Genomic DNA, 19,884 nt, shown 5'->3' on the forward strand with positions numbered 1-19,884 from the left:
ACAATAAAAGGCATATGTGAATGACATATGCCTTTTTAGTGAGAATAAATTCTCTGTGTGTTGACTCAATTAATCCGAGTTATTATCAAATTCAGAGTCATCAAATAAATCAGCTTCTGGGGTTTTGAAGGTGACTTTGTTAAAAGAGCGCGCAAAGTGACGCTGCACCCCTTTCAAATCAATATTACCAATGCCTGATGCAAAACCAAACCATGCATATAGACCACTAATGTCTGCAAACATTGGTGGAAGATACTTGGGGCCAGCGATGACACCTTCTTGATAAGCCTGATAGAGATCGGGAATATCTTCGATAGCTAGCTTACCTAAAAACAGCATAGGAATAAGTTCGGGTAACCCAGTACTAATAGCACTGCGAATAAAGTTGATGTTTTCAACATAGCCGCGGACATAGGAAATATCTTTGGTAAAGAAACTGCCGCCTTGCACCATGCCGCCACGAAATACACGTTGGGTAACGCGGTAACTGTCTTTTGAGCTTAAGTGCAGGTTTCTAAAATATCGGTACACTTCGATAAAGTCAGCCCCTTGTTCAGCCATATCAACCGCAGATACGCGATCGCTGATACGTCTTGCTCTGCCTGGGTTAGAGCTTAGGGTTAACATCTCCATCAACACTGCCAGACCTTCCTGTGAGGCGGTCACGCGTGGCGAGCCTACACTAAGCCAGGTTGCATGGGGTTGAGCACGTCCATTGAGCGTGGTGCCGACATGCACCCAACCTTCATGGACTTCATACACATTCATATCTGATTCGCTGAACATGGCGCGGGTGTTTATTTTAACCGTGTCACCGCCGACAGCGGCATCTGACACAATACCATCGCTAAGTTTTACGTATATTTGGTCATCATGAAAGTAATTAACCAGTCGTTGACTGAGCTGGTTTACTGCCTCTGGTGCTGTGATGATTTTAGGGTGTTGCTTACTCATATGTCTTGCTGCAGGCAATGAAAAAATATGACTTAGCCTGTCACCTAACTGACGTAATGTATGGCGATCTCCGTGTAATTTATGACTGGCACTACCATAAAGCTCTTGGCTGAGTTTGCCAAACATGGGTTTACCACGGTTATTAAGCATATCGATCACAATGCGATATTGGTCGACGTTGGCGATGAGTATTTTGCCTAGTTTGTCTTTCTTTCCTAAGCCTTTTTCAATTGCAGAACGAAGGCCTTTTAAGTCTTGTTGGGTTTTATCTGTATTGAAAGACAGTGGGATAGAGTCATAAAAGTCAGTGCTAATTTCTGGTAATACTTTGGTTTGTTTGGCTAAAAATTTGTCTTCGATTTCACGTGGCCATTTAATGGTGTCGAGGATTTTAATCGGTGCTTGTATACGGATTAACTCATCCGAAAAACGGCGAATATCTTGTTGATAACGAGTTAAAGCATCAGACATTGCATTACCTATGGTTTGATAAATCGTAGCAAAGTGAGCCAATGTTCTCATTAATTGCTTGGTTTCACCAATTGAAAATTTTCATCTGCCATGGATTAATTCGGTGCAATTGCACAGGTTTGAGATCTAAATAAGATGCATTTATTTTTAAGTTATTGAATTTGTTATGACAATTAGTTGGCGTAATCACTGCTTTAACATCTTATGCTAAAGAGGGAGTGGTATATGGCTGCAATGAGTTTTTTAAGTGTTATTGCACGTTATCATGAGCATGAATCGGTTATTCATGAATTATTGGATTCCATTATATTAGGGTTAAGTGATGCATCGATATTTCATCATCCTACTTCAGACAAGGTGTTTACTGGGCTAGCTAAGAGCTATCCTTTTGTGCAATTGCTGTATCTACTTGATAAAAATGGCACTCAAGTGAGCGACAATCTTGTGGTGTCTCAAGGCAAAGTTAAATTATCTGCTAAGGGGCGTGATACCGACAGAAGCCATCGTCCCTATTTTACCGGTTTAGCGGAGCAAGACAGTAGCCGTTATATTACTAGTCCTTATTATCGATTGCTGGCTCAGCCTGCGCAAAATGATCCGTTACTGCTTTTTGGTATTATTATTTTTCTGATCCTTGCTCTGGCCATTTTCGACTTGGGTAAAACGATTTTGGAAGAAGAAGTGTTAATGCATAAAGATATATTTCGTCATAGCTCAACACGGCGAACGATAACCTGCTTTATTTCCACCATCTTAATCGCAATTTCGATAGAAGCTTTGTTAACTATGTTTAAAGCTTCTTTAGGGGAGGAGCAATTGTTGACTCAAAATCAGCAACAAAAATTTAATCGATTGTCTTAAGGATTGAGTTTTTACAGCGATTAAAATAATAAACCATCGTGTTAACGGCTTACCAATAGCAGTTGTAACGATGGTTTTTTATTGGTGTGATGGTTATGCGACTAGAAGAAGTCGTCATCACCAATGGCTTTTCTAAGCTGTGCTTGTTCAAGAAAATCTTCTAAACGCCTTTTTATCTGACGTTTATGTTGCAGATTCTCTGCTCCTTTAGCACTTCTTGGTGAAGTCATCGCTTCAATTTCTGTATCGTCAGGCACTCTTTCAGTGATATTAGCCATAATAAAACCCTCATAACCAATGGTAAACAACAGTACTAAACCAATGAGCTCTTTCTAACTAAAAAATTATCCTTAGAAAAGCAAAATATATTGTTCGATATGAACAGTTTTTTTTACCTTCATGATTTGAGCTTAGCAGTTATTTACTTACAAGCTAATTGAGCGTTAAAGATAGGAAGGAGTGGCTTTGTGCTTTTTAGGTATTTGGCAATTATATTGGGGATGTTGATCTTTGGAGCTGAATTTTTAATACACAAACGCCACCCAAAGGTGGCGTTAAGGCAATTTAACACACTAATGTTAATTGCTTACTTTGCAGGCTAGTAAATAATTAACATGGTAGTACTGTTATAGATCAAAGCTGTATGAATAACCTAAAACAACTTTAGCATCATCATCTGCTAAATCTGTGTTAGATACCATGAAAGAGACGGTGCCGACATCGGTATCAGCGCTTAGTGACACATTGTAGTCAGAATAAGTTTCGCTAAAGATATTTTTAACCACATCGCCTTGTGAATATCCATAATGTACGCCTAGGCTGACTTTTTCTGTTAAAGGAAAGCTGACATTGGCTTGCAAGTAACTCCAATCAGTTTCGCTGTCAGCACCAGAGACATCTGAGTCTGCATTAACGACTTTTGAATAACCGAGTTCTAGCCATTTCCAACCAAGTAAAAATGTTATTTCACCAAAATCATAGCTGCTGTCAGCATCTGGATAAGCGTAATATAAATAACTCACGTCATAAGTGAAATCTTCACCGAATTCACCTGAATATCCAGCATAAAAGTCAGCTTCATAGGTTGCTGCGTCACCAAAATCAACATTTGATGCCCAAGTGCCAGCATAAAAACCAGATTCGTGTGCGTAATCAATTCCACCCTGTACCGCTACAGCACCATCTGTCTGGGTGACTCCTCGCCATAAGTAGTTAGATGTCGCGCCAATATTAGCGGAGACTTCGGCAAAAGCTGTGCTGCTAAGCAGTAGCGTGCTTGATAATGTAACGGCTTGTAATAGTGATTTTTTCATCATCTTTCCTCAAGGTTTATTATGCATTTACATACCGTGTATGTCAGGACGTGAATACTTCATATATCGAGACAGGCTAGTAAATGTTGGTTTATCTGTATTGAATTAAGCGAAGCGTGTGCCAAGATTAAAACTTGTTTTATATTAGGTGGTTAGATTTATTTAGCCATTTTTAACATGTTTGTTGCTTTGTCATGGTGCGACATTGCACTTGGTTTGGGCACTAGACTAAGTTTGCGTAGCGAACGCGAGGGGAGCTAGACGTTGCTTGGAAAATGATATGCTTTTGTATTGGCAGGATGATGATTTGTTACAGGGTAAACTATTTTGGGGAGGGCAAGTTGACTGAAATTCGGGTATAAAAAAACCTCCAAAAGGAGGTTTTTAAAAACAACAATTAACATATTTTTAGTTAACGCTATCTTTTAACGTTTTACCTGCTTTGAACTTAGGCACAGTTGCAGCAGCAATTTGGATTTCTTTACCGGTTTGCGGATTACGACCAGTACGTGCAGCACGTTGTGAGGTTTCAAATGATCCAAAACCAACGATAGAAATTTTTTCGCCGTTTTTCATTGCTTCAGTTACCGCTGCTTCAAATGATTTTAATGCACGGCCAGCTTCTGCTTTAGTTAGATCTGCGTTTTCAGCAATTTTTGCAATCAGTTCACTTTTGTTCATATTGATATTCTCTGCTTTCCATAGAAATGTTTCAAAACGTGGTTAACATGCCATAAGCGTTGACGCTTTAAAAGTATTTTGTCCGATAAAAGAGTAAAAAGAGTGTGAAATGCGCACTATGTTACTCTTCGAGCAGTTGATATAAGATCCGTTTGACTAAATTAGGTTCAAAAGGCTTATCACAAAGGGCATTCACTCCAGCACTGGATACGTTACTTAAATGGGTGTCATTAGCCTCAGAGGAGACCATTAAAATAGGAATGTGTGACTGTTGGCTTTCATTACGAATATATTGTGTTAGTGCTAATCCATCAACACTGGGCATGTTGTAATCGGTAATCACTAAATCATACATATTATGCTGCATTAAATTAATCGCTTGTTGACCATCTTCTGCTTCCGTAATAATTCTTATGCCTAAATTACCAATAGTCCTTTTGATCACGTTACGTGCTAAACGACTATCATCAACTACCAGAACTCTTAGGTTATGCACATCAAAATGGCTCAAATCTAATTCGTCATTACTGATTAAATCTATGGTTGAATTTAATGCGCGAGCTAAATGATCGGCATTAAAAGGCTTTGGTAAAATAGCTACTACACCGGACTGTCTAAAAATTTCAAGTTGTTCGCGGCGGCATTCACTCGACACCAACATAAACTGAATATCTTGGTATTCTGGCTTTTGCTTGATATAAGCCAGTAAATCTGTCGCTTCGCCATCTGAAAAATGTAATGCACTGGTAATTAAGTCAGGCTTATGACGAGCAATAATGGCTTTGGCATCAGCCAGAGTGGTGGCGGTTTGAATGCTGACAACGCCTTCTTGTTGTAAGTGAGACATGATGATTTTTCGTTGAGTCTCAGACGGCTCAAGCAATAAAATAGATAATTCGCTAGGGGATAAACTGTGCATTTATTAAACTCTTTATTATTGGTTGCAACTAGATAGATTATAGCATATACACATTAAGTACATTATCATCAAATACGTCCTCAGAAATCAGTGTTCACTGGGTCTTTAAGCGCTGGAATGATTCAGATACTGACGGACTTTATGGTTTAGTGCAGCCCACCATTGTAAGGTAATTAGGCTTGTTGCTGTGCATGTCACCATCCAAATCGGAATGATTTGGCCATTAAATTCAATTATCACGTCTTCAGGAGTAATTTGAAACGCGATCAATGCAGTTGTGCCCATCGCAATTAACACTAAGGTTTGCAATCCTAGATGAAAAAACAGCACTATTTTAGCCCATTTTGCCTGCATCAATAGGCCCACTAAAACGGGTAAAACCCCAAGGGTTAGTATGTCGAAAGCCGCATGTTGAGTCGCGCGCCAAAGGGCGATAAGGGTAAATAAGGTGTATAAAGCAATCAGTAATATAATCCCCAAAGGGCGCTTAACCTGTGTCATTTTGTTCACTTGATTGAGTGTATTTAGGATAGAATATCGTAATTTAGTGGATATTGGGAAAGTTCAATGACTGAAACACAATTTTGGCAACTGGTTACCCGCACTCAAGCTGATCAGTCTTCTGAACAAATCGTGCAGCAATTACAGCAGTCACTCGATTCTTTAGATGATGAGTCATTAAAGGCATTTGATAAAATGTTTGGCCAACAATTACGTCGAAGCTACCAATGGGCTATTTGGGGAGCTGCTTATATTGTGACTGGGTGTGATTCTGATTATGCCTTTACTGAGTTTCGGTGTTTTATTTTGTCATTGGGTCAAGAATGGTATGACAAAATTATTGCTCAACCGGATAGCTTAGGTGATTTGGCTGATTGGCCATTAAAAGATAATTATGCATATCCCTTTATTGAAGATTACGATTTAGTTGCCGGCCAGTTATATGAAGATCGCAATGAAGATGAGCTCCCGTTTGTGCCTTCTGGCAATAAAAAGCCCGAGGGGAAAAAGTTCTCGACTAAACCTAAAGTGTTAAAGCTAACTTACCCTAAATTAAGTGCACGATTCCCATTTTAATTAATACTTGTATTGACTTAAAAATGGTCTATGAGTCGAACCTTACATTCCCATAAGTAAAAGCCCCGACCAAAGTCAGGGCAATTATTACATCTATCGTGAGAGCGGTATTTCGTTCTGTACTGACTCACTATTGCTTTAGACAAGTTGACGTATCATTATCGTAAGATAAATTATATTGTTGGCAAATTTGAGCAACATATTGACCTTCTGCTTTTGCTATTTGCTGATTAAGTTGTTGCTCTGACGACAATTCTAGCTGTTGTTCATTTTGCATTATTTGTTGGCTTAATTGAATGCTCTGTTGCTCTATTACGTTACTGTGAAGGCCTCGCTCATTGGCTTGGCTTTGAGCTGAAATCGCCATTCCCACAACAAGAGTTGCTAATAAAGCTGCTAAAGAAACACGCTTGGTTGAATTAGTGATTAGTTTCATTGTTATGACTCCGTAGAATAAATATTAATTAGTCACGACGTTAGTTCCTTGAACAATCGCTAGTATAAAGACACTGTCTTTTCGTTGGAGTGATAGTAGCTTCAGTTTATTGAACCAAAGCTGAACGAAATATAAAAAAGCAGAATAATTAGTTTGTATGATTTTAATGCTTAAAAATAACGTTTTAATTAATTTATTAGAATTTGCTTTATGTTAAGCAAATGTACAGGTTCACTTTGTTAGAGTTGTTTCATCAAGTAAATATCTATTTAAATTTTTGCCTGGAGGCATTTTATGAACATTAACTATTTATTAGTGGTTGGGGCATTCGTCAGTAGCGTGGTAATTGCAGAAGAAGCCGAAGTTGTCAGCCCTATCACTGAGACAGGTATTGTTAAAGTAGAATGGCAAGAGCCTGATAACTACCGTGACATTAAGTCTTCAAATGAACTGCAATCACGCTTTGAAAATAGATTTTTTGAAGCAATAACAAAAAACATTAATAAACAGGCAGAGAAGATACTTAAGCCTAATCAAAAGCTTGAAATGCAGGTTTCTAATGTTGATTTGGCGGGGGATGTTCGCCCGACTTTTGGCGCAACAGTTGGTGATTTACGAATTGTCAAAGAGTTATACCCTCCAAGAATGACCTTTACGTATCAAATTTTGGAAGATAGTAAAGTTATTATCAGCGGTGATGAAAAGTTGACTGACATGGGTTTTTTAAATCGTATCAGTCGCATAAATGAACGTCCTTTCGAGGCCGAAACCAACATGTTGGATGACTGGTTAAAACGCACGGTTGCACCACAACTTGAGGCATCCAAAGCGCTTTAAGTAACATGTAATTTAATTAGTTCGTCTAAAAAAGGCAAAGTCGCTACCAGCGGGCTTTGCCTTTTTTACTAGCATTTAATATCGGCAGTTAATGTGGTGTCGTATTAGCAGTAATGTTTGGGAAGTTATTTACTTTGTTGTTTAAATGCCTGTAATGTTTGCAGTAGAATTGCCAATTTTTTTACAAATGCCTCAAGGGTTTCTGGTGCAGTGTGGACACTTTGTTCTATTGTTTCAAATTCTGTGGCAAGTTCTTGAACATAAGGTAAAAAACGGTTGCTGCTCTGGCTAAAGCCATGTTCTTCTGTGAATATAGCAATAAACTTACCGTGACCCGCCTTGCGAAGTTCATCTAAGCGAATATCGCAGTCAATGGCTTGTCGGTATGCGACTTGCATGTTTTCTTTTAACTGTTGAATGACTTTGGTGTACGGCATAAGAGTCTCTAAATCTAACGATAAATTTGTACAAATTATAAGGTTCTGACATGGATGCAACAAGGAAAAGTCACCATAGCGTGAATATGAATAGACAGGTGTTAACTATATTGAGTCTTAACGTGTTGAAAGTAATGAGTGTTAGTCAGTTTACTTTGCTGATCATATTGATAAGTTTTTTCATTTCGCCTCAGCTATATGCCGCAAAAGATGATCAAGCCCCTTTCTATAAAGTGACCTGGAAAAATCAACAAGCTTATTTACTGGGCTCTATTCATGTGGGCAAGGCTGACTTTTATCCTATGGCGCCTCAGATTGAACGCGCTTTTGAGCAAAGTGCTGCCTTGGTATTAGAAGCTGATGTCAGCAAAGCTGATACTACCAGGTTGTTACAACAATACGGCTATGCAGAGGCTGCACTACTGCAACAAGCCAAGCCAGTTACAGATAAGTATTGCCAGTCAATGGAGCAATTTTGTGTTGCGATACAACCATTTGCTCCTTGGTTACAAGCTGCACAAATCAGCATTATGCGTTTTAGCACTTTAGGCTATAGCGCAGAACAAGGGGTCGATGTCACCTTTGCTGCAAACCGGCAGTCTAAACCCTTATTGGAACTTGAAAGTGTGGCTTTTCAATTTGAGTTAATCTCCTCTTTTAGTCAACAAAGCCAAATTCAAATGTTAGATGAGGCGGTCAATGCCACTGACGCTGAAATGCTTGAATTAATCGGCGCATGGCGTAATGGTGATAAAAAACAGTTAGCTAATATTATGGAGCAACAAGCTGGTGACTCTGATGAGTTATTGAATAAGTTGTTATGGCAGCGAAACCACACCATGAGCGACAAAATGCTGTTGTTGATGCAACAAAAAGCTCAACAACAGTTATTTTTTATTATCGGTGCGGGTCATTTAGTCGGGCAACAAAATATACCTCAATTGCTACGTCAACAAGGAGCCAAAGTACAAGATTGTTGGCAGCAAAGCTGTAATTAAAGCTACATTAATGACAGCGGCTAGCTGCCGTAGATGTCATCGTATTAATAGGATTAATCAAGTTAAAATGATATTGAGTTATGTTTTGAAATGCGTTTAAGCTTGTTTAGCCAAAAAGTGTACATAACGACCAAGTGATAAATAGGGTTCGCGCTGCGAATAAAGCAGCTCCATGTCAATCAGCTGTTTAGCATCGAAATTAGGCGGTAATTGATTTTTTAAATAATCATTTATCACTCGAACACCAGACTGACAAATCATTTGCAGCTGCCATTGGTTAAACCATTGGCGGACATCTTCGATATATAAAGGATGTGTAGGGGTTAAACCGACTTGCTTTTTAACTTTCATATCACGCATTACATAATCAAAATTACCTGAAATTAGGCTATGAAAACGCATTGCCTCTTTGTTGTAAAACATCAAAGAGAATAACCCTTGTGGCTTTAATAAGGGTAATAAACCCTGCAATGTTGATTGTGCATCGATTAGCCATTCAGCCACAGCATGGCATAAAATAATATCAAACTGGCCATTAAGCTCAGGTGTTAAAGCTTGAATAGGGCTGTGGAGCAAGGTGATATTTAACGGTGTTGCATGGGCATCAATTTGTTGCTGCGCCTCGGCCAACATTTGCGCTGAAATATCGCACAGCACTACTTCGTGTCCTAGTTTAGCTAATTTTTGGCTGAGTAAACCAAAACCGCCGCCGGCATCTAATATTCGTAGCTGGGGATGATTTATGGCGGCCAATGCACTGATGGCAGGCTCAAGATCGCGCCACAATACTGCTGCTCGAATATCACCTTTTGTGGTGCCATAGATATTTTTGGCAAATTTTTGGCTAAGTTTGTCGAAGTTAGTGTCTTGCACAATACATCTTTTGATTAGTTTGACAGACGCTCATTTTGCAACGACTGTGATGGTGGGTAAAGCTAAAAATAACAGTATTTAAGCCATCAATTCATGATAAATATTAAGTGTTAATTCAAGTATTTCAATATTAGGGAAATACTGAGTTATAATATTAGCCTATGGCGCAAGGCGTGCCGTTTAAAAAGGGTTGTCACATTGAGTTTCGATTACAAAATTGATTTAAAAGCGATGCCATCGCTTTTTACACTTTATCGCAAAATATTTTTCAGCCGTAAACCTGGTTGGGATAAAAAACCGTTACCTAAAATTGAGATTCAAACTGACAATGTTTTTTTATCAAATGATAAAGTGCGTCAATACGCTAATGTCTGTGGCTTTCAATTTGATGAAAAAGTATTACCACCCACTTATTTGTATGTACTGGCCTTTCGTCTACATGCGGTTATATTTGCGCACAAAGCGATTACCTTTCCTTTGCTTGGCATGATCCACCTTAAAAACAGTATTAGTGTATTTCGTCCAGTGAAAACGAATGAGATATTGACCCTAAAGTGTCAGCTTACCAGTAGCACTGAAACCGATGCAGGGTTAGAGTTTGTACTTGAATCGAGTGTTTATGCAGCAGAAGAGTTAGTTTGGCAAGCGCATTCAACCTACTTGTACCGCATTGAGTCAGCTAATCGTCGTCCTCGTCCACCTCGAGCATCTGATATGGCATGGGAAAATATACAGCAATGGCGCTTAACCGAAGACTTAGGGCGTCATTACGCCAAAGCATCGGGTGATTACAATCTAATCCACTTACACCCGTTATTGTCAAAACGATTCGGTTTTGAGCGAGTACTTGCCCATGGAATGTGGTCAAAAGCACGTTGTATGGCGCAGTTAATGCCATTTGTTGGCGAGCGTCCATTTACCGTGGATGTGGAATTTAAGCTGCCGGTATTTATGCCATCAGAAGTTACTTTTGCCTATGAGTCGCTTGCTGATGGTAAGTGTTTTGAAATGCGTGATGTAAAGGGTAAACGCCCTCATTTACATGGCAAAATGCGTTATCTAGATTAGTTAACTTACCCTCATATTTTAGTAATATGAGGGTAATTGATGTTTACGCAACGCTGTGTCCCGTTGATGCTTGCCAAATACTAAACCATTGTTGCTTGGTTAATTGAATAGTGCTGGAGTTAACTGCACTACGAATTCGCTCAATGTTACCGCTGCCAATAATAGGTGTCGGTTTACTGGGTAACATAGCGACCCAAGCATAAATGACCTGACTTATATCTGATGTTCCTACCTGTTCAGCCACCACAGTTAAACAGCTTCTTAATCGTATAGCTTGCTCTGTTTGCTCACTAAATAATGTACCGCCTCCTAAACATGACCATGCCATAGGGCGTATATTTAATTGTTGGCATTGATCCAATACACCGTCGTGCAAATGGGTTAAGCATTGCGGTGATATTTCCACTTGATTGGTGATCAGTGGGGCGTCTAACCGTGACTGCAACAAAGTGAAATGATGGGGCAAAAAGTTGGATACCCCAAAATGGTTTACTTTACCTTGCTGTTTTAACTGCAAGAAAGCCTCAGCAACCTCATCCGCTTGCATTAAAGGATCGGGGCGATGAATGAGTAATGCATCTAAATAGTCGGTTTTTAACTCGACAAGTGAACGCTCAACGCTACTAATAATATGCTGTTTACTGGTGTCGTAATGGTTGACGTAACGATTGTCGAAACCATCAAATGCGGGTTTGATACCGCACTTACCAATAAGCTGCATTTGTTGGCGTAAATGCGGTGCAAGAGCAAGGGCCTCTCCAAATAAGGTTTCACATTGATACACGCCATAAATATCAGCGTGATCCATGCTGGTTACCCCAAGTTCAAGATATTGTTCAATAAGTGTGAGTCGTTGTTGAGGAGTCATGTTCCATGCATCAATACGCCAAAAGCCGGCAATAAAATCTGAAAATTCAAAATGAGAGGTTGTCATGGAATATCCTAATGTAGTTTGACGGTAAATTGTTCCGCTGAATTTTCGGTACACTATTTTTAGTGGGTAAGTTATTTTTGATCAGTGAGTTGATTAAAAGATCCTGTGAATAAACGATGTATCTTTGGCGTACCAACAATCGGATATTTTATCATAAAATGTTTCTATCACTTAACCAATAAGCTTTTGGCATTAAGCTAATATTAGCCCATAATACACCGCTGATTTAATAGGGTTGTTGACGTTATTTAGGCTAAGTTACGTTTGATGAGTGATGTTTACCCCGCAAGGATTTTTAGATGTTATTACAGTGTGCGTTTTGTCATAAAGGATTTTCAGTAGCCAGTGTCACGCAAAGCCGTGGTAAGGGTCTTGGTTCACATATTCAATGCCCTAAGTGTGGTGCTTGGTTAGGACGGAATAAGTGGCTAACATCAGCTAAAGTGATAGGCTTTTACAGTGCGGTGGCAGCGGGAGTTGCTGGATACTTTTTAGATAATGTGATGCATATAGTTACCCCAACAATCATACTATCTGTCATATTAGTTGGGATAACGCATATTATGGATCACTTAATATTAATTGAAGCGCCGGAAGAACCTGCTCAAAACATAAAAGCTGATTAATCTATTACCTGTACTTGTCCCTCTAAAGAGGCTTCTACCCAGTAGATACCACCGAGTACAACCACGCCAATGATTACCATAGTGAGAATAATACCGATGTTGTCACGTATAAAGTTAGCCATGGTCAGTCCTATTTTTACAATTTAACAGAATATGTGCCAATGTTACGAATAACAGCTTAAGTTTATCTTAATTTGATAAAGTCTTTGGTTGAATAGCCAAGCCGCGAATAAAGTGACGCTAGAAGTGATTTGTAACAATCTATAGCTTGCTTTTTCAATACTGTCTTTTAGAATTGTGCTCCTTATTACATCTTCTTAAGTTTGGTATTTTTGTGAGATTTAGCCTTCAGTTAAAGCAACATATCGCAATTTGGCTTTGTGCCATTCTGCTGGTATTGGCTTTTGCTGCGTCAAATCACAGTACTGAACACCATGAAGACGGCGTAAACTCCCATCACTGTACTTTGTGTTTTCATCAGCATCAGCTGAATAAAGTACTGCATTCATTTTCTTTTTCTATTCCCATTCAAAAGCAACAATACCAAGTTAGTATTGATGTGTTGCCTGTTTTTACCTCAGTTAGTACCTTTCATTATTACAGTCGTGGCCCTCCCACTATCGTATAGACCCATTACAAATTGTGATTAATTTTTAATTGAATCGTCAGCAATGATTGCTTTGACGATCGTGAGTTTATGGTTCTAGTGTTGCTAAATAAAATGGCAAGCTAGAACGTAGGGAGCATGTATGTCTGTTTTAAAAACACCTTTATCTTTAGTCGCTATCGGCTGTGCGTTTACTGCTGTTGCTGTTATGGCGGAAGACTCAAGTTTAACTAACCCAAATATCAGTGCCGTGCTAGATGGCTATTATCAGTCGGGTGACCGCGCTATGTCTGAACGTGCTGAAGGCTTTGGCTTAGGTGAAACCGAATTGGCTATTAGCGCCAATATTGACGATATGTTCTACGGCAAGGTGACAGCAGTATTAGCCAGCCATGACGGTGATACTGAGTTAGAGTTAGAAGAAGCCTTTATTCAAACTATGGCATTACCTGCTGGTTTATCAGTTCGCGCAGGACGTTTTTTATCTGATGTGGGATACCTTAACAATCAACATCTTCATACTGATGCTTTTGCCGACCGTCCAGCCGCTTACCGTGCATTTTTAGGCGGACATTATTTTGATGATGGTTTACGCGTTAGCCTGGTTGCTCCAACAGATATTTATTGGAACTTAGGTCTTGAAGTGTTTCAGGGTGATAAAATGCACGCCGCAGATGAACATGGTGAGCGTGACTTTAGTGATTTGGGTGTGTATACCGCTTTTACCAAGCTAGGTGGCGATATTGGTGTTGATAGCTCTTGGCAGCTAGGCTTAGCTTACCTTGGTAATGACAATGGTAAATTGATTGGCGAAGAAGAACGCGATCATGCCGACGAAGGCGATGCTCATGATGCCCACGAGGGACATGATCATAGTGCTAACTATACTGGTGAGAATACCTATATTGCCGATTTTGTTTATAAATGGGCACCTAATGGTAATTATAAATATCAACACTTAACTGTAAGTGGCGAGTACTTTCGTGTAACGGATATTTTTGGCGTTGAAGAGCTTGACCACGACCATGCAGATGAAGGCGATCACGATCATGGCATGTTAGGTGAAGACGCTAATAATGACTATCATGAAGGTTGGTATGTCAGTAGCGTATATCAATTAAACCCAAATTGGTCTACGGGTTTACGCTATGGTGAAGTTGATACTTTTGAAGCTCATGGTGATCATTTACATTCACAAAAGTTAAAAGAAACTGAAATCAGCTTAGCTTGGCATCACAGCCATTTCTCAACAGTTCGCCTGCAATATACTCATCAGCAAGGGACTAACTTTGAGGGTTTTGAAGACGACAATATCATCACTTTACAATATGTTATGACATTAGGAGCTCACGGTGCACATCAATTCTAGAATGATTAAAATGGCTGCAGGGCTTGCGTTGATATGTTCCGCATCGGCCAATGCAGAGTTAAACGTATTTGCTTGTGAGCCAGAATATGCCGCATTGGCGCAGTCACTTGCGCCTGGTGCAAAAGTATATTCCGCCACTACAGCGATGCAAGACCCGCACTTGGTGCAGGCTCGGCCAAGCTTAATTGCCAAAATGCGCCAGGCTGATTTAGTGGTTTGTGCTGGTGCTGACCTGGAGATTGGTTGGTTACCTATGTTGCAGATGAAGGCGTCTAACAACCGAGTGCGTTCAACTGATACCGGATTATTTTATGCCGCCGAACATACTGACACCTTAGATAAACTCGATACTGTCGATCGTTCTATGGGTGATGTGCATGCTAAAGGTAATCCACATTTGCATTTCGATCCTGTTAAGGTGCTTGAAGTCGCTCAAGGTTTATCTGTTAAATTGATCCAGTTAGATCCGGATAATAAAGCGGATTATGAACAGGCATTGAGTCTTTTTAGCAGTCAGTGGCAAGCTAAAATTCCACAGTGGCAACAACAAGCGCAAAGTCTGAAGGGTAAAAAAGTTATCGCTTACCATTCTAGTTTTCGTTATTTGTTTAACTGGACCGGAATAGAGCAGGTGGCAGACTTAGAGCCTAAACCTGGTTTAGCACCAACAAGCAGTCATTTAGCCACTTTACTTGCTCGTGCTGAAAAGGGCGATGTAATGGCGATTATTGTGGCATCTTATCAAGATGAACGTGGTGCAAATTGGTTAGGTGAACGGGCTAATCTTAAGGTTATTACCTTACCTATGTCGATTGGCGGGAATGAGCAAAGTACTGACTTAATCAGCTTGTACGATAATGTGTTGTCGTTATTAAACGGGGTGAAATAACTCATGTTTGATTTCGAACTTGCCTCCATTCTATTGCCAGCCTTAGTGGCTGGCTTGCTGGTGTTATCCACTCATGTGGTGCTAGGTCGGCAAGTGTTAAAGCGTGGCATAATCTTTATAGATTTGGCCATTGCTCAGGTTGCTGCACTTGGTGCTATTGTGTCGCATATTGATCACGATATTGAGAATATCCCTTTTTCACATGTGTGGATGCCAGCGCTATTCGCGTTAGCTGGCGCGGGTGTAATAGCTTGGATGGCACGTAAATTTGAAGGTGAGCTTGAGGCTTTTATTGGTTGTTTTTATGTGCTGAGTGCCGTGGGGGCTATGTTGCTGTTAGCCAATGATCCACACGGTGCTGAGCTGTTAAAACAGTTAATGTCGGGTCAAATATTGTGGGTGAGTTGGTCACAATTAATTTTACCCGCAGCAGTCTCAGCAGTTATTTTAGCCGCTATTGCGATTAGGCCTAACTTACTCGAAGGCATGAGTTTTTACTTTCTATTTGCGATTGTAATTACTTTGTCGGTGGAGCTTGTAGGGGTTTATTTAGTCTTTAGTTCGTTAATTTTACCGGCACTTGCACTGAATAAATACTTAGGTAAAGCAAGATTAGTATTGGCTTATATGGTCGGCATTATTGGTTATGTTAGTGGCTTATGGTTATCAGCCAGTTATGACTTACCCAGTGGTGCCGCTATTGTTGCTACTTTAGCTATTAGTGCTTTAGTATTTAGATTAGCCATTGCACAAATGAATAAAACCTCGCCAATAGTGATGAATTAAATTATTTATTGTTCATCTATAAAGGCTTGTAGTTCATAAATAGTCTGTATCATTAGGCGAAATCGACGGTTTGTGTTGGTTTCGCCTTTTTTGAGCGTACACATGTATGCAAAATTGATTGAGTCAACTTACAGCCATCGTTATACTGTCGCCAATTAATCTGCAGGAGTCTGTTGTGCTGCTAATCGCTCGTACGTTAATACTTGCCATACTATTGTGCCTCGCGTTTGTTTTGGTACTTATTTTATGCATCGTTCGCCCTATGCACCGTGACAATGTTCATGTGTTGGCTAGGATTTTTTCCTCAGTATCGCCAGTGCTCGGCATTAAGGTGATAACTCGTCATGTACAACCTGATGTAGTTAATCAACAGAATATCTATTTAGGTAACCATCAAAACACTTTCGATCTTTTTACCCAAACATCAGCAGTGCCTAAAGCGACTGTGAGTTTAGGCAAAAAAAGCTTGGCATGGGTTCCCTTGTTTGGGCAAATTTACTGGTTAACCGGTAATATTCTTATTGATCGTAAAAATCGTTCTAGTGCATTTGATACTATGGCAAAAACGGTTAAGAAAATGCAACAAAAGTTATTGTCGGTATGGATTTTTCCGGAAGGCACCCGTTCACGGGGTCGTGGCTTATTACCGCTTAAGGTTGGTGCTTTTCATACCGCGATAGCAGCTCAAGTGCCAGTTGTGCCGGTATTGGCATCTTGTCAGGCGCATATTAAGCTAAATCGTTGGAACAACGGTGTGGTGATTGTTGAAATGATGGCACCAATAACTACCCAAGGTATCGATAAAGCAGACGCAAAACTTTTTGCAGTGCAAGTACATACTATTATGGCAAAGCGTTGGGCAGAGCTAAATCTAGAAGCGGCCGAATTAATGGCTAAACCTACGGCTTAAGATAACGTATAATAGCCAAATTATTGCCTTATCTATTTTAAAGTCTTGGAGTACGTTATGTCCGTCGAACGTCAGTTGAAAGAACAGTTAGCCGAAAACCGCGAAATTGTTGAAACCCTTATTGCTGATGGTTCAGAACCTGATGCTGAATACACAATTGAACATCATTTTTCATCGAATAATTTTGATCGTTTAGAAAAAGCGGCTGTTGAAGCGTTCAAAATGGGTTTTGAAGTGAATGATGCTGAAGAGATGGAATTAGAAGATGGATCTATTATCTTCTGTTTTGATGCTATCTCAAATCATAAGTTAGAGGTTTCTTTACTGGATCAAGCTTGTGAGCAGCTGATTGCTATTGCGGTCAAACAAAAGGTCGATTATGACGGCTGGGGCACCTACTTTGTTGGTGACGTTGAAGAGGGTGAAGAAGACGACGATGGTTATGACGATGACGGCTTTGAAGATGAAGATGAAGACGACTATGAAGATGATGATAACAGTGTTAAAAAGCACTAGGTTTAACAGTATTCGATTAAATTGCGTTGCTTAACATTAGGCTCGTTTTAAAGCCAACACCAAACATAAAAACCACTATTTAGAGTGGTTTTTATGTTTACGGCTTATGCTTAATTTACTCGACTTACGCGCGGCTTATTCGTTATCGGTAAATACTACACTCTGGTTTCGGCCGTTTTGTTTCGCTTGATAAAGCGCCTTATCCGCACCTGATAACCAAGTAGAGCAGTTCTCCGTGCTAGGTTTGATCTCGTTAATCCCCAAGCTTACAGTAACTTTAATGATACGGTTATCACTTATTATCTCTGAGGCTTCAATTTTTTTCCGTAACCTTTCTGTAAAATATAAGGCGTCTGCAGAGCCTGTTTTAGCCAATACAATAGCAAACTCCTCTCCGCCATATCGGCCTGCACAATCGGTTTCACGTAAAGACTGCTTTAATAAATGGGCGATATGCTGAATGACTTTATCGCCCGCGGGATGACCATAGGTATCGTTTACACTTTTAAAGTGGTCAATATCGATCATCACTAATGTTGCTTGATCTTGATAACGAATATTGCGTTCATACTCACGTTCCATACAGTTTTGCCAATGTCGGCGGTTGTATAGTTGAGTTAATCCATCAGTTTGACTTAATTCTTCAAGTTGTTCGTTCATTGCTTTGAGCTGTAATCTATTGACTGCGACATCACTGACATCGTAAACAATAATACTCATATGGGTGATATTACCCGTCAATGAGGCTAACGGCAGCAAAGTAATGTTTTGGTACATAAAGTCAGCACGGCCAGTGATTGGACGATAGTTTTTAAACTTAAACACGTATGGTCGTTGTTCCCAGCTGATGAAAGTGCGGTTTTTGAGTAAAAAAACCGATTCCATTTTCTGTTTTAACCAGTCAGCAGGGACTTCTGGTAACTCGGTAAACAGATTTTTGCCTTTAATAAAATTCGGTGAAATACCACTGTGGTTTTCCATAAACCCATTCCACAGTTGAATATTGTAATTGCGATCTAACACAATCAAGCCGACATCTATGGTTTGCACCATATCGATAAGCCAATGTAGTTCGTTCATCGCATCGTGATCATTTGACATATTAACAATATCCAACTTTTAATCGAGAAGATAACCAAGCTTAAAATTAAGCGTAGGTATCGAGTCTTCGGTAAACAGTAGCAGTAAGTCGCATTGGATATTGTAATCTTCAATGCGATAATTAATTTCCATTGCAAGTGTACGTTGCCACTTTTCTGAGCTGGCATGAATAAGGTCGTTAACAGTGCAATGACGTCCCAATACAATTGGGTGGCTTTGACTAAATTTCATATCCAGTTGTTCAGAAATGCCGCTTAAAAAAGCGCCTATCAGCACATTGCCGGTATCCATTAACACTTCAACTTCGGTGTGGGTTTGTTCTTCACTATTAATTTTCATCAGTTTTGCCATATCTTCAAAACTGGAATCATGAAACAGCAGCAATGCCTCGCCAGCGACACCAGCACCAATAAAGCCTTGGCAAAGAGCCGATATTGAGGATGAATCTTCAGTAGCTTTAAGTGCCATGGTCAATTCACTGACCTCTAACACGTTAACATTGGGAATAGGTAACACCACAAAAACATCAAGCAGTTTTGACAGTAAATCAGCTGCACGCCCCATAGCAACGTTAGCAATTTCTTGGCAAGCATCACGTAGGTCGACTTTGACCATAGGCTTTATATCAGCTTCAGCACCCTGAGTCAGAGTTAATATGCCATATTCTTGTAAAATATGGCTGATAGCATCTGCGCTAACAGGTTTTTGGATAAAGTCTAATGCGCCTAATGCCTTAACGCGCTCATGGGCTTTTATTTGAATATCACCAGAAACAACAATAATTAATGCGGGTAAGTCTTGCTGTTGAACTATTTTTAGTACTTCATAGCCGTCCATGACTGGCATATTAAGGTCAAGGAAAACAATTTCACCTTTTCCGGCGCGAATAGCTTCAATACCCTCGGCGCCATTATTGGCAAAAGTCACTTCTACATCCCAATCTTTTGGGAGTGTACGTGCCATCTGTTTTCTTGCTAATGCAGAATCATCACATATTAGTACCGGAATGGTCATGTTGACTTGTTGTCCTTATTTCGCCTTGATGAGGTAAGTATTTACTATCACGTGGGCAGCAATACAATCTGGGCGTTTATTTATTATTATAAGACATTTTGCTGCTTTATCTTTCATTCTAGAATACTCGACAACAAGATGCGAAATTATTAATAGTTTCATACATCAACTTAACGAGATGGTCATTTATATCATGCAGTGTTTTGA

At 39.8% G+C, this 19,884-nt stretch carries 25 protein-coding genes; 12 read left to right on the plus strand and 13 right to left on the minus strand.

The window, feature by feature from the left end; all coding sequences use genetic code 11:
* Positions 1-69: 69 nt before the first annotated feature.
* Entirely contained in the window at positions 70-1,425 is a 1,356-nt protein-coding gene (locus L0B17_RS04615; RefSeq protein WP_235087935.1) for a flavohemoglobin expression-modulating QEGLA motif protein, read from the minus strand.
* Positions 1,426-1,650: 225 nt separating this feature from the next.
* On the opposite strand from L0B17_RS04615, the gene L0B17_RS04620 reads away from it, so the two are divergent.
* Positions 1,651-2,286 carry a hypothetical protein gene (locus L0B17_RS04620; RefSeq protein WP_235087937.1) on the plus strand — a complete coding sequence of 212 codons (636 nt, stop codon included), beginning with the start codon at positions 1,651-1,653 and terminating at the stop codon, positions 2,284-2,286.
* 101 nt (positions 2,287-2,387) lie between these two features.
* Here the strand turns inward: L0B17_RS04620 and L0B17_RS04625 are convergent, their stop codons facing one another.
* The 5 genes from L0B17_RS04625 to L0B17_RS04645 all read right to left on the minus strand — a co-directional run bounded on the left by L0B17_RS04625 (position 2,388) and on the right by L0B17_RS04645 (position 5,700).
* The gene (locus tag L0B17_RS04625; protein WP_235087938.1) at positions 2,388-2,564 is read right to left on the minus strand and encodes a PA3496 family putative envelope integrity protein; all 177 of its coding nucleotides are present in this window, start codon (positions 2,562-2,564) and stop codon (positions 2,388-2,390) included.
* Positions 2,565-2,912: 348 nt separating this feature from the next.
* Positions 2,913-3,599: a TorF family putative porin gene (locus L0B17_RS04630; protein WP_235089584.1), complete on the minus strand. Its 687-nt coding sequence runs from the start codon at positions 3,597-3,599 to the stop codon at positions 2,913-2,915.
* 408 nt (positions 3,600-4,007) lie between these two features.
* Positions 4,008-4,280 carry an HU family DNA-binding protein gene (locus L0B17_RS04635; RefSeq protein ID WP_188840938.1) on the minus strand — a complete coding sequence of 91 codons (273 nt, stop codon included), beginning with the start codon at positions 4,278-4,280 and terminating at the stop codon, positions 4,008-4,010.
* Between the two features lie 121 nt (positions 4,281-4,401).
* On the minus strand, positions 4,402-5,199 hold the full coding sequence (locus tag L0B17_RS04640; protein ID WP_235087940.1) for a response regulator: 798 nt from the start codon (positions 5,197-5,199) through the stop codon (positions 4,402-4,404).
* Positions 5,200-5,304: 105 nt separating this feature from the next.
* The gene (locus L0B17_RS04645) at positions 5,305-5,700 is read right to left on the minus strand and encodes a hypothetical protein (protein WP_235087942.1); all 396 of its coding nucleotides are present in this window, start codon (positions 5,698-5,700) and stop codon (positions 5,305-5,307) included.
* Between the two features lie 66 nt (positions 5,701-5,766).
* On the opposite strand from L0B17_RS04645, the gene L0B17_RS04650 reads away from it, so the two are divergent.
* The gene (locus L0B17_RS04650) at positions 5,767-6,276 is read left to right on the plus strand and encodes a DUF4240 domain-containing protein (protein ID WP_235087944.1); all 510 of its coding nucleotides are present in this window, start codon (positions 5,767-5,769) and stop codon (positions 6,274-6,276) included.
* Positions 6,277-6,406: 130 nt separating this feature from the next.
* Here the strand turns inward: L0B17_RS04650 and L0B17_RS04655 are convergent, their stop codons facing one another.
* Positions 6,407-6,712: a hypothetical protein gene (locus L0B17_RS04655; RefSeq protein ID WP_235087945.1), complete on the minus strand. Its 306-nt coding sequence runs from the start codon at positions 6,710-6,712 to the stop codon at positions 6,407-6,409.
* A 294-nt stretch (positions 6,713-7,006) separates the two neighbouring features.
* Here L0B17_RS04655 and L0B17_RS04660 point away from each other — a divergent pair, with 294 nt between their 5' ends.
* Positions 7,007-7,549: a DUF3016 domain-containing protein gene (locus L0B17_RS04660; protein ID WP_235087947.1), complete on the plus strand. Its 543-nt coding sequence runs from the start codon at positions 7,007-7,009 to the stop codon at positions 7,547-7,549.
* 125 nt (positions 7,550-7,674) lie between these two features.
* Here L0B17_RS04660 and L0B17_RS04665 read toward each other — a convergent pair whose 3' ends face one another.
* Positions 7,675-7,986, minus strand: a complete 312-nt coding sequence (locus L0B17_RS04665; RefSeq protein ID WP_235087949.1) for a prephenate dehydrogenase — start codon at positions 7,984-7,986, stop codon at positions 7,675-7,677.
* A gap of 122 nt (positions 7,987-8,108) precedes the next feature.
* Here L0B17_RS04665 and L0B17_RS04670 point away from each other — a divergent pair, with 122 nt between their 5' ends.
* Complete coding sequence (locus tag L0B17_RS04670; protein WP_235087951.1) at positions 8,109-8,984, plus strand: TraB/GumN family protein; 876 nt, start codon at positions 8,109-8,111, stop codon at positions 8,982-8,984.
* A gap of 96 nt (positions 8,985-9,080) precedes the next feature.
* On the opposite strand, the gene L0B17_RS04675 is transcribed toward L0B17_RS04670, so the two are convergent.
* A complete protein-coding gene (locus L0B17_RS04675) occupies positions 9,081-9,857 on the minus strand; it encodes a methyltransferase (protein ID WP_235087952.1) in 777 nt (258 codons plus the stop codon).
* Between the two features lie 231 nt (positions 9,858-10,088).
* Here L0B17_RS04675 and L0B17_RS04680 point away from each other — a divergent pair, with 231 nt between their 5' ends.
* Positions 10,089-10,925 (plus strand): MaoC family dehydratase, encoded by an 837-nt coding sequence (locus L0B17_RS04680; protein ID WP_443019939.1) that lies wholly within the window; start codon positions 10,089-10,091, stop codon positions 10,923-10,925.
* A 43-nt stretch (positions 10,926-10,968) separates the two neighbouring features.
* Here the strand turns inward: L0B17_RS04680 and L0B17_RS04685 are convergent, their stop codons facing one another.
* Complete coding sequence (locus tag L0B17_RS04685; RefSeq protein WP_235087956.1) at positions 10,969-11,859, minus strand: aldo/keto reductase; 891 nt, start codon at positions 11,857-11,859, stop codon at positions 10,969-10,971.
* A gap of 299 nt (positions 11,860-12,158) precedes the next feature.
* Here L0B17_RS04685 and L0B17_RS04690 point away from each other — a divergent pair, with 299 nt between their 5' ends.
* Positions 12,159-12,485: a hypothetical protein gene (locus L0B17_RS04690; protein WP_235087958.1), complete on the plus strand. Its 327-nt coding sequence runs from the start codon at positions 12,159-12,161 to the stop codon at positions 12,483-12,485.
* On the opposite strand, the gene L0B17_RS18080 is transcribed toward L0B17_RS04690, so the two are convergent.
* On the minus strand, positions 12,482-12,607 hold the full coding sequence (locus L0B17_RS18080) for a hypothetical protein (RefSeq protein WP_268834031.1): 126 nt from the start codon (positions 12,605-12,607) through the stop codon (positions 12,482-12,484). The genes L0B17_RS04690 and L0B17_RS18080 overlap by 4 nt on opposite strands.
* 212 nt (positions 12,608-12,819) lie before the next feature.
* Here L0B17_RS18080 and L0B17_RS04695 point away from each other — a divergent pair, with 212 nt between their 5' ends.
* The 6 genes from L0B17_RS04695 (at position 12,820) to rraB (ending at position 17,562) form a co-directional block, all read left to right on the plus strand.
* Positions 12,820-13,113 carry an ABC-type zinc uptake system zinc chaperone gene (locus L0B17_RS04695; RefSeq protein WP_235087959.1) on the plus strand — a complete coding sequence of 98 codons (294 nt, stop codon included), beginning with the start codon at positions 12,820-12,822 and terminating at the stop codon, positions 13,111-13,113.
* A 121-nt stretch (positions 13,114-13,234) separates the two neighbouring features.
* Positions 13,235-14,461, plus strand: coding sequence for a hypothetical protein (locus tag L0B17_RS04700; protein ID WP_235087961.1), 1,227 nt, complete (start codon positions 13,235-13,237; stop codon positions 14,459-14,461).
* Positions 14,445-15,350, plus strand: a complete 906-nt coding sequence (locus tag L0B17_RS04705) for a metal ABC transporter solute-binding protein, Zn/Mn family (RefSeq protein WP_235087962.1) — start codon at positions 14,445-14,447, stop codon at positions 15,348-15,350. Before L0B17_RS04700 ends, L0B17_RS04705 begins: the two co-directional genes overlap by 17 nt.
* A gap of 3 nt (positions 15,351-15,353) precedes the next feature.
* Positions 15,354-16,136, plus strand: a complete 783-nt coding sequence (locus tag L0B17_RS04710) for a metal ABC transporter permease (protein WP_235087964.1) — start codon at positions 15,354-15,356, stop codon at positions 16,134-16,136.
* Between the two features lie 175 nt (positions 16,137-16,311).
* Entirely contained in the window at positions 16,312-17,046 is a 735-nt protein-coding gene (locus tag L0B17_RS04715) for a 1-acylglycerol-3-phosphate O-acyltransferase (RefSeq protein WP_235087966.1), read from the plus strand.
* 57 nt (positions 17,047-17,103) lie between these two features.
* Positions 17,104-17,562 (plus strand): ribonuclease E inhibitor RraB, encoded by a 459-nt coding sequence (rraB, locus tag L0B17_RS04720; RefSeq protein ID WP_235087967.1) that lies wholly within the window; start codon positions 17,104-17,106, stop codon positions 17,560-17,562.
* A 135-nt stretch (positions 17,563-17,697) separates the two neighbouring features.
* Here the strand turns inward: rraB and L0B17_RS04725 are convergent, their stop codons facing one another.
* Positions 17,698-18,663 (minus strand): sensor domain-containing diguanylate cyclase, encoded by a 966-nt coding sequence (locus tag L0B17_RS04725; protein ID WP_235087969.1) that lies wholly within the window; start codon positions 18,661-18,663, stop codon positions 17,698-17,700.
* An 18-nt stretch (positions 18,664-18,681) separates the two neighbouring features.
* On the minus strand, positions 18,682-19,677 hold the full coding sequence (locus L0B17_RS04730; protein ID WP_235087971.1) for a response regulator: 996 nt from the start codon (positions 19,675-19,677) through the stop codon (positions 18,682-18,684).
* Positions 19,678-19,884 lie beyond the last annotated feature (207 nt).

It is taken from the genome of Shewanella sp. OMA3-2, assembly GCF_021513195.1.
Classification (GTDB): Bacteria; Pseudomonadota; Gammaproteobacteria; order Enterobacterales; family Shewanellaceae; genus Shewanella.

Coding starts and splice junctions, on each gene's coding strand:
- L0B17_RS04655 (WP_235087945.1), bottom strand. CDS start 6,712: ATGAAACTAATCACTAATTCAACCAAGCGTGTTTCTTTAGCAGCTTTA.
- L0B17_RS04615 (WP_235087935.1), bottom strand. CDS start 1,425: ATGTCTGATGCTTTAACTCGTTATCAACAAGATATTCGCCGTTTTTCG.
- L0B17_RS04685 (WP_235087956.1), bottom strand. CDS start 11,859: ATGACAACCTCTCATTTTGAATTTTCAGATTTTATTGCCGGCTTTTGG.
- L0B17_RS18080 (WP_268834031.1), bottom strand. CDS start 12,607: ATGGCTAACTTTATACGTGACAACATCGGTATTATTCTCACTATGGTA.
- L0B17_RS04620 (WP_235087937.1), top strand. CDS start 1,651: ATGGCTGCAATGAGTTTTTTAAGTGTTATTGCACGTTATCATGAGCAT.
- L0B17_RS04660 (WP_235087947.1), top strand. CDS start 7,007: ATGAACATTAACTATTTATTAGTGGTTGGGGCATTCGTCAGTAGCGTG.
- L0B17_RS04630 (WP_235089584.1), bottom strand. CDS start 3,599: ATGAAAAAATCACTATTACAAGCCGTTACATTATCAAGCACGCTACTG.
- L0B17_RS04640 (WP_235087940.1), bottom strand. CDS start 5,199: ATGCACAGTTTATCCCCTAGCGAATTATCTATTTTATTGCTTGAGCCG.
- L0B17_RS04730 (WP_235087971.1), bottom strand. CDS start 19,677: ATGACCATTCCGGTACTAATATGTGATGATTCTGCATTAGCAAGAAAA.
- L0B17_RS04650 (WP_235087944.1), top strand. CDS start 5,767: ATGACTGAAACACAATTTTGGCAACTGGTTACCCGCACTCAAGCTGAT.
- L0B17_RS04725 (WP_235087969.1), bottom strand. CDS start 18,663: ATGTCAAATGATCACGATGCGATGAACGAACTACATTGGCTTATCGAT.
- L0B17_RS04645 (WP_235087942.1), bottom strand. CDS start 5,700: ATGACACAGGTTAAGCGCCCTTTGGGGATTATATTACTGATTGCTTTA.
- L0B17_RS04680 (WP_443019939.1), top strand. CDS start 10,089: ATGCCATCGCTTTTTACACTTTATCGCAAAATATTTTTCAGCCGTAAA.
- L0B17_RS04665 (WP_235087949.1), bottom strand. CDS start 7,986: ATGCCGTACACCAAAGTCATTCAACAGTTAAAAGAAAACATGCAAGTC.
- L0B17_RS04690 (WP_235087958.1), top strand. CDS start 12,159: ATGTTATTACAGTGTGCGTTTTGTCATAAAGGATTTTCAGTAGCCAGT.
- rraB (WP_235087967.1), top strand. CDS start 17,104: ATGTCCGTCGAACGTCAGTTGAAAGAACAGTTAGCCGAAAACCGCGAA.
- L0B17_RS04710 (WP_235087964.1), top strand. CDS start 15,354: ATGTTTGATTTCGAACTTGCCTCCATTCTATTGCCAGCCTTAGTGGCT.
- L0B17_RS04635 (WP_188840938.1), bottom strand. CDS start 4,280: ATGAACAAAAGTGAACTGATTGCAAAAATTGCTGAAAACGCAGATCTA.
- L0B17_RS04625 (WP_235087938.1), bottom strand. CDS start 2,564: ATGGCTAATATCACTGAAAGAGTGCCTGACGATACAGAAATTGAAGCG.
- L0B17_RS04700 (WP_235087961.1), top strand. CDS start 13,235: ATGTCTGTTTTAAAAACACCTTTATCTTTAGTCGCTATCGGCTGTGCG.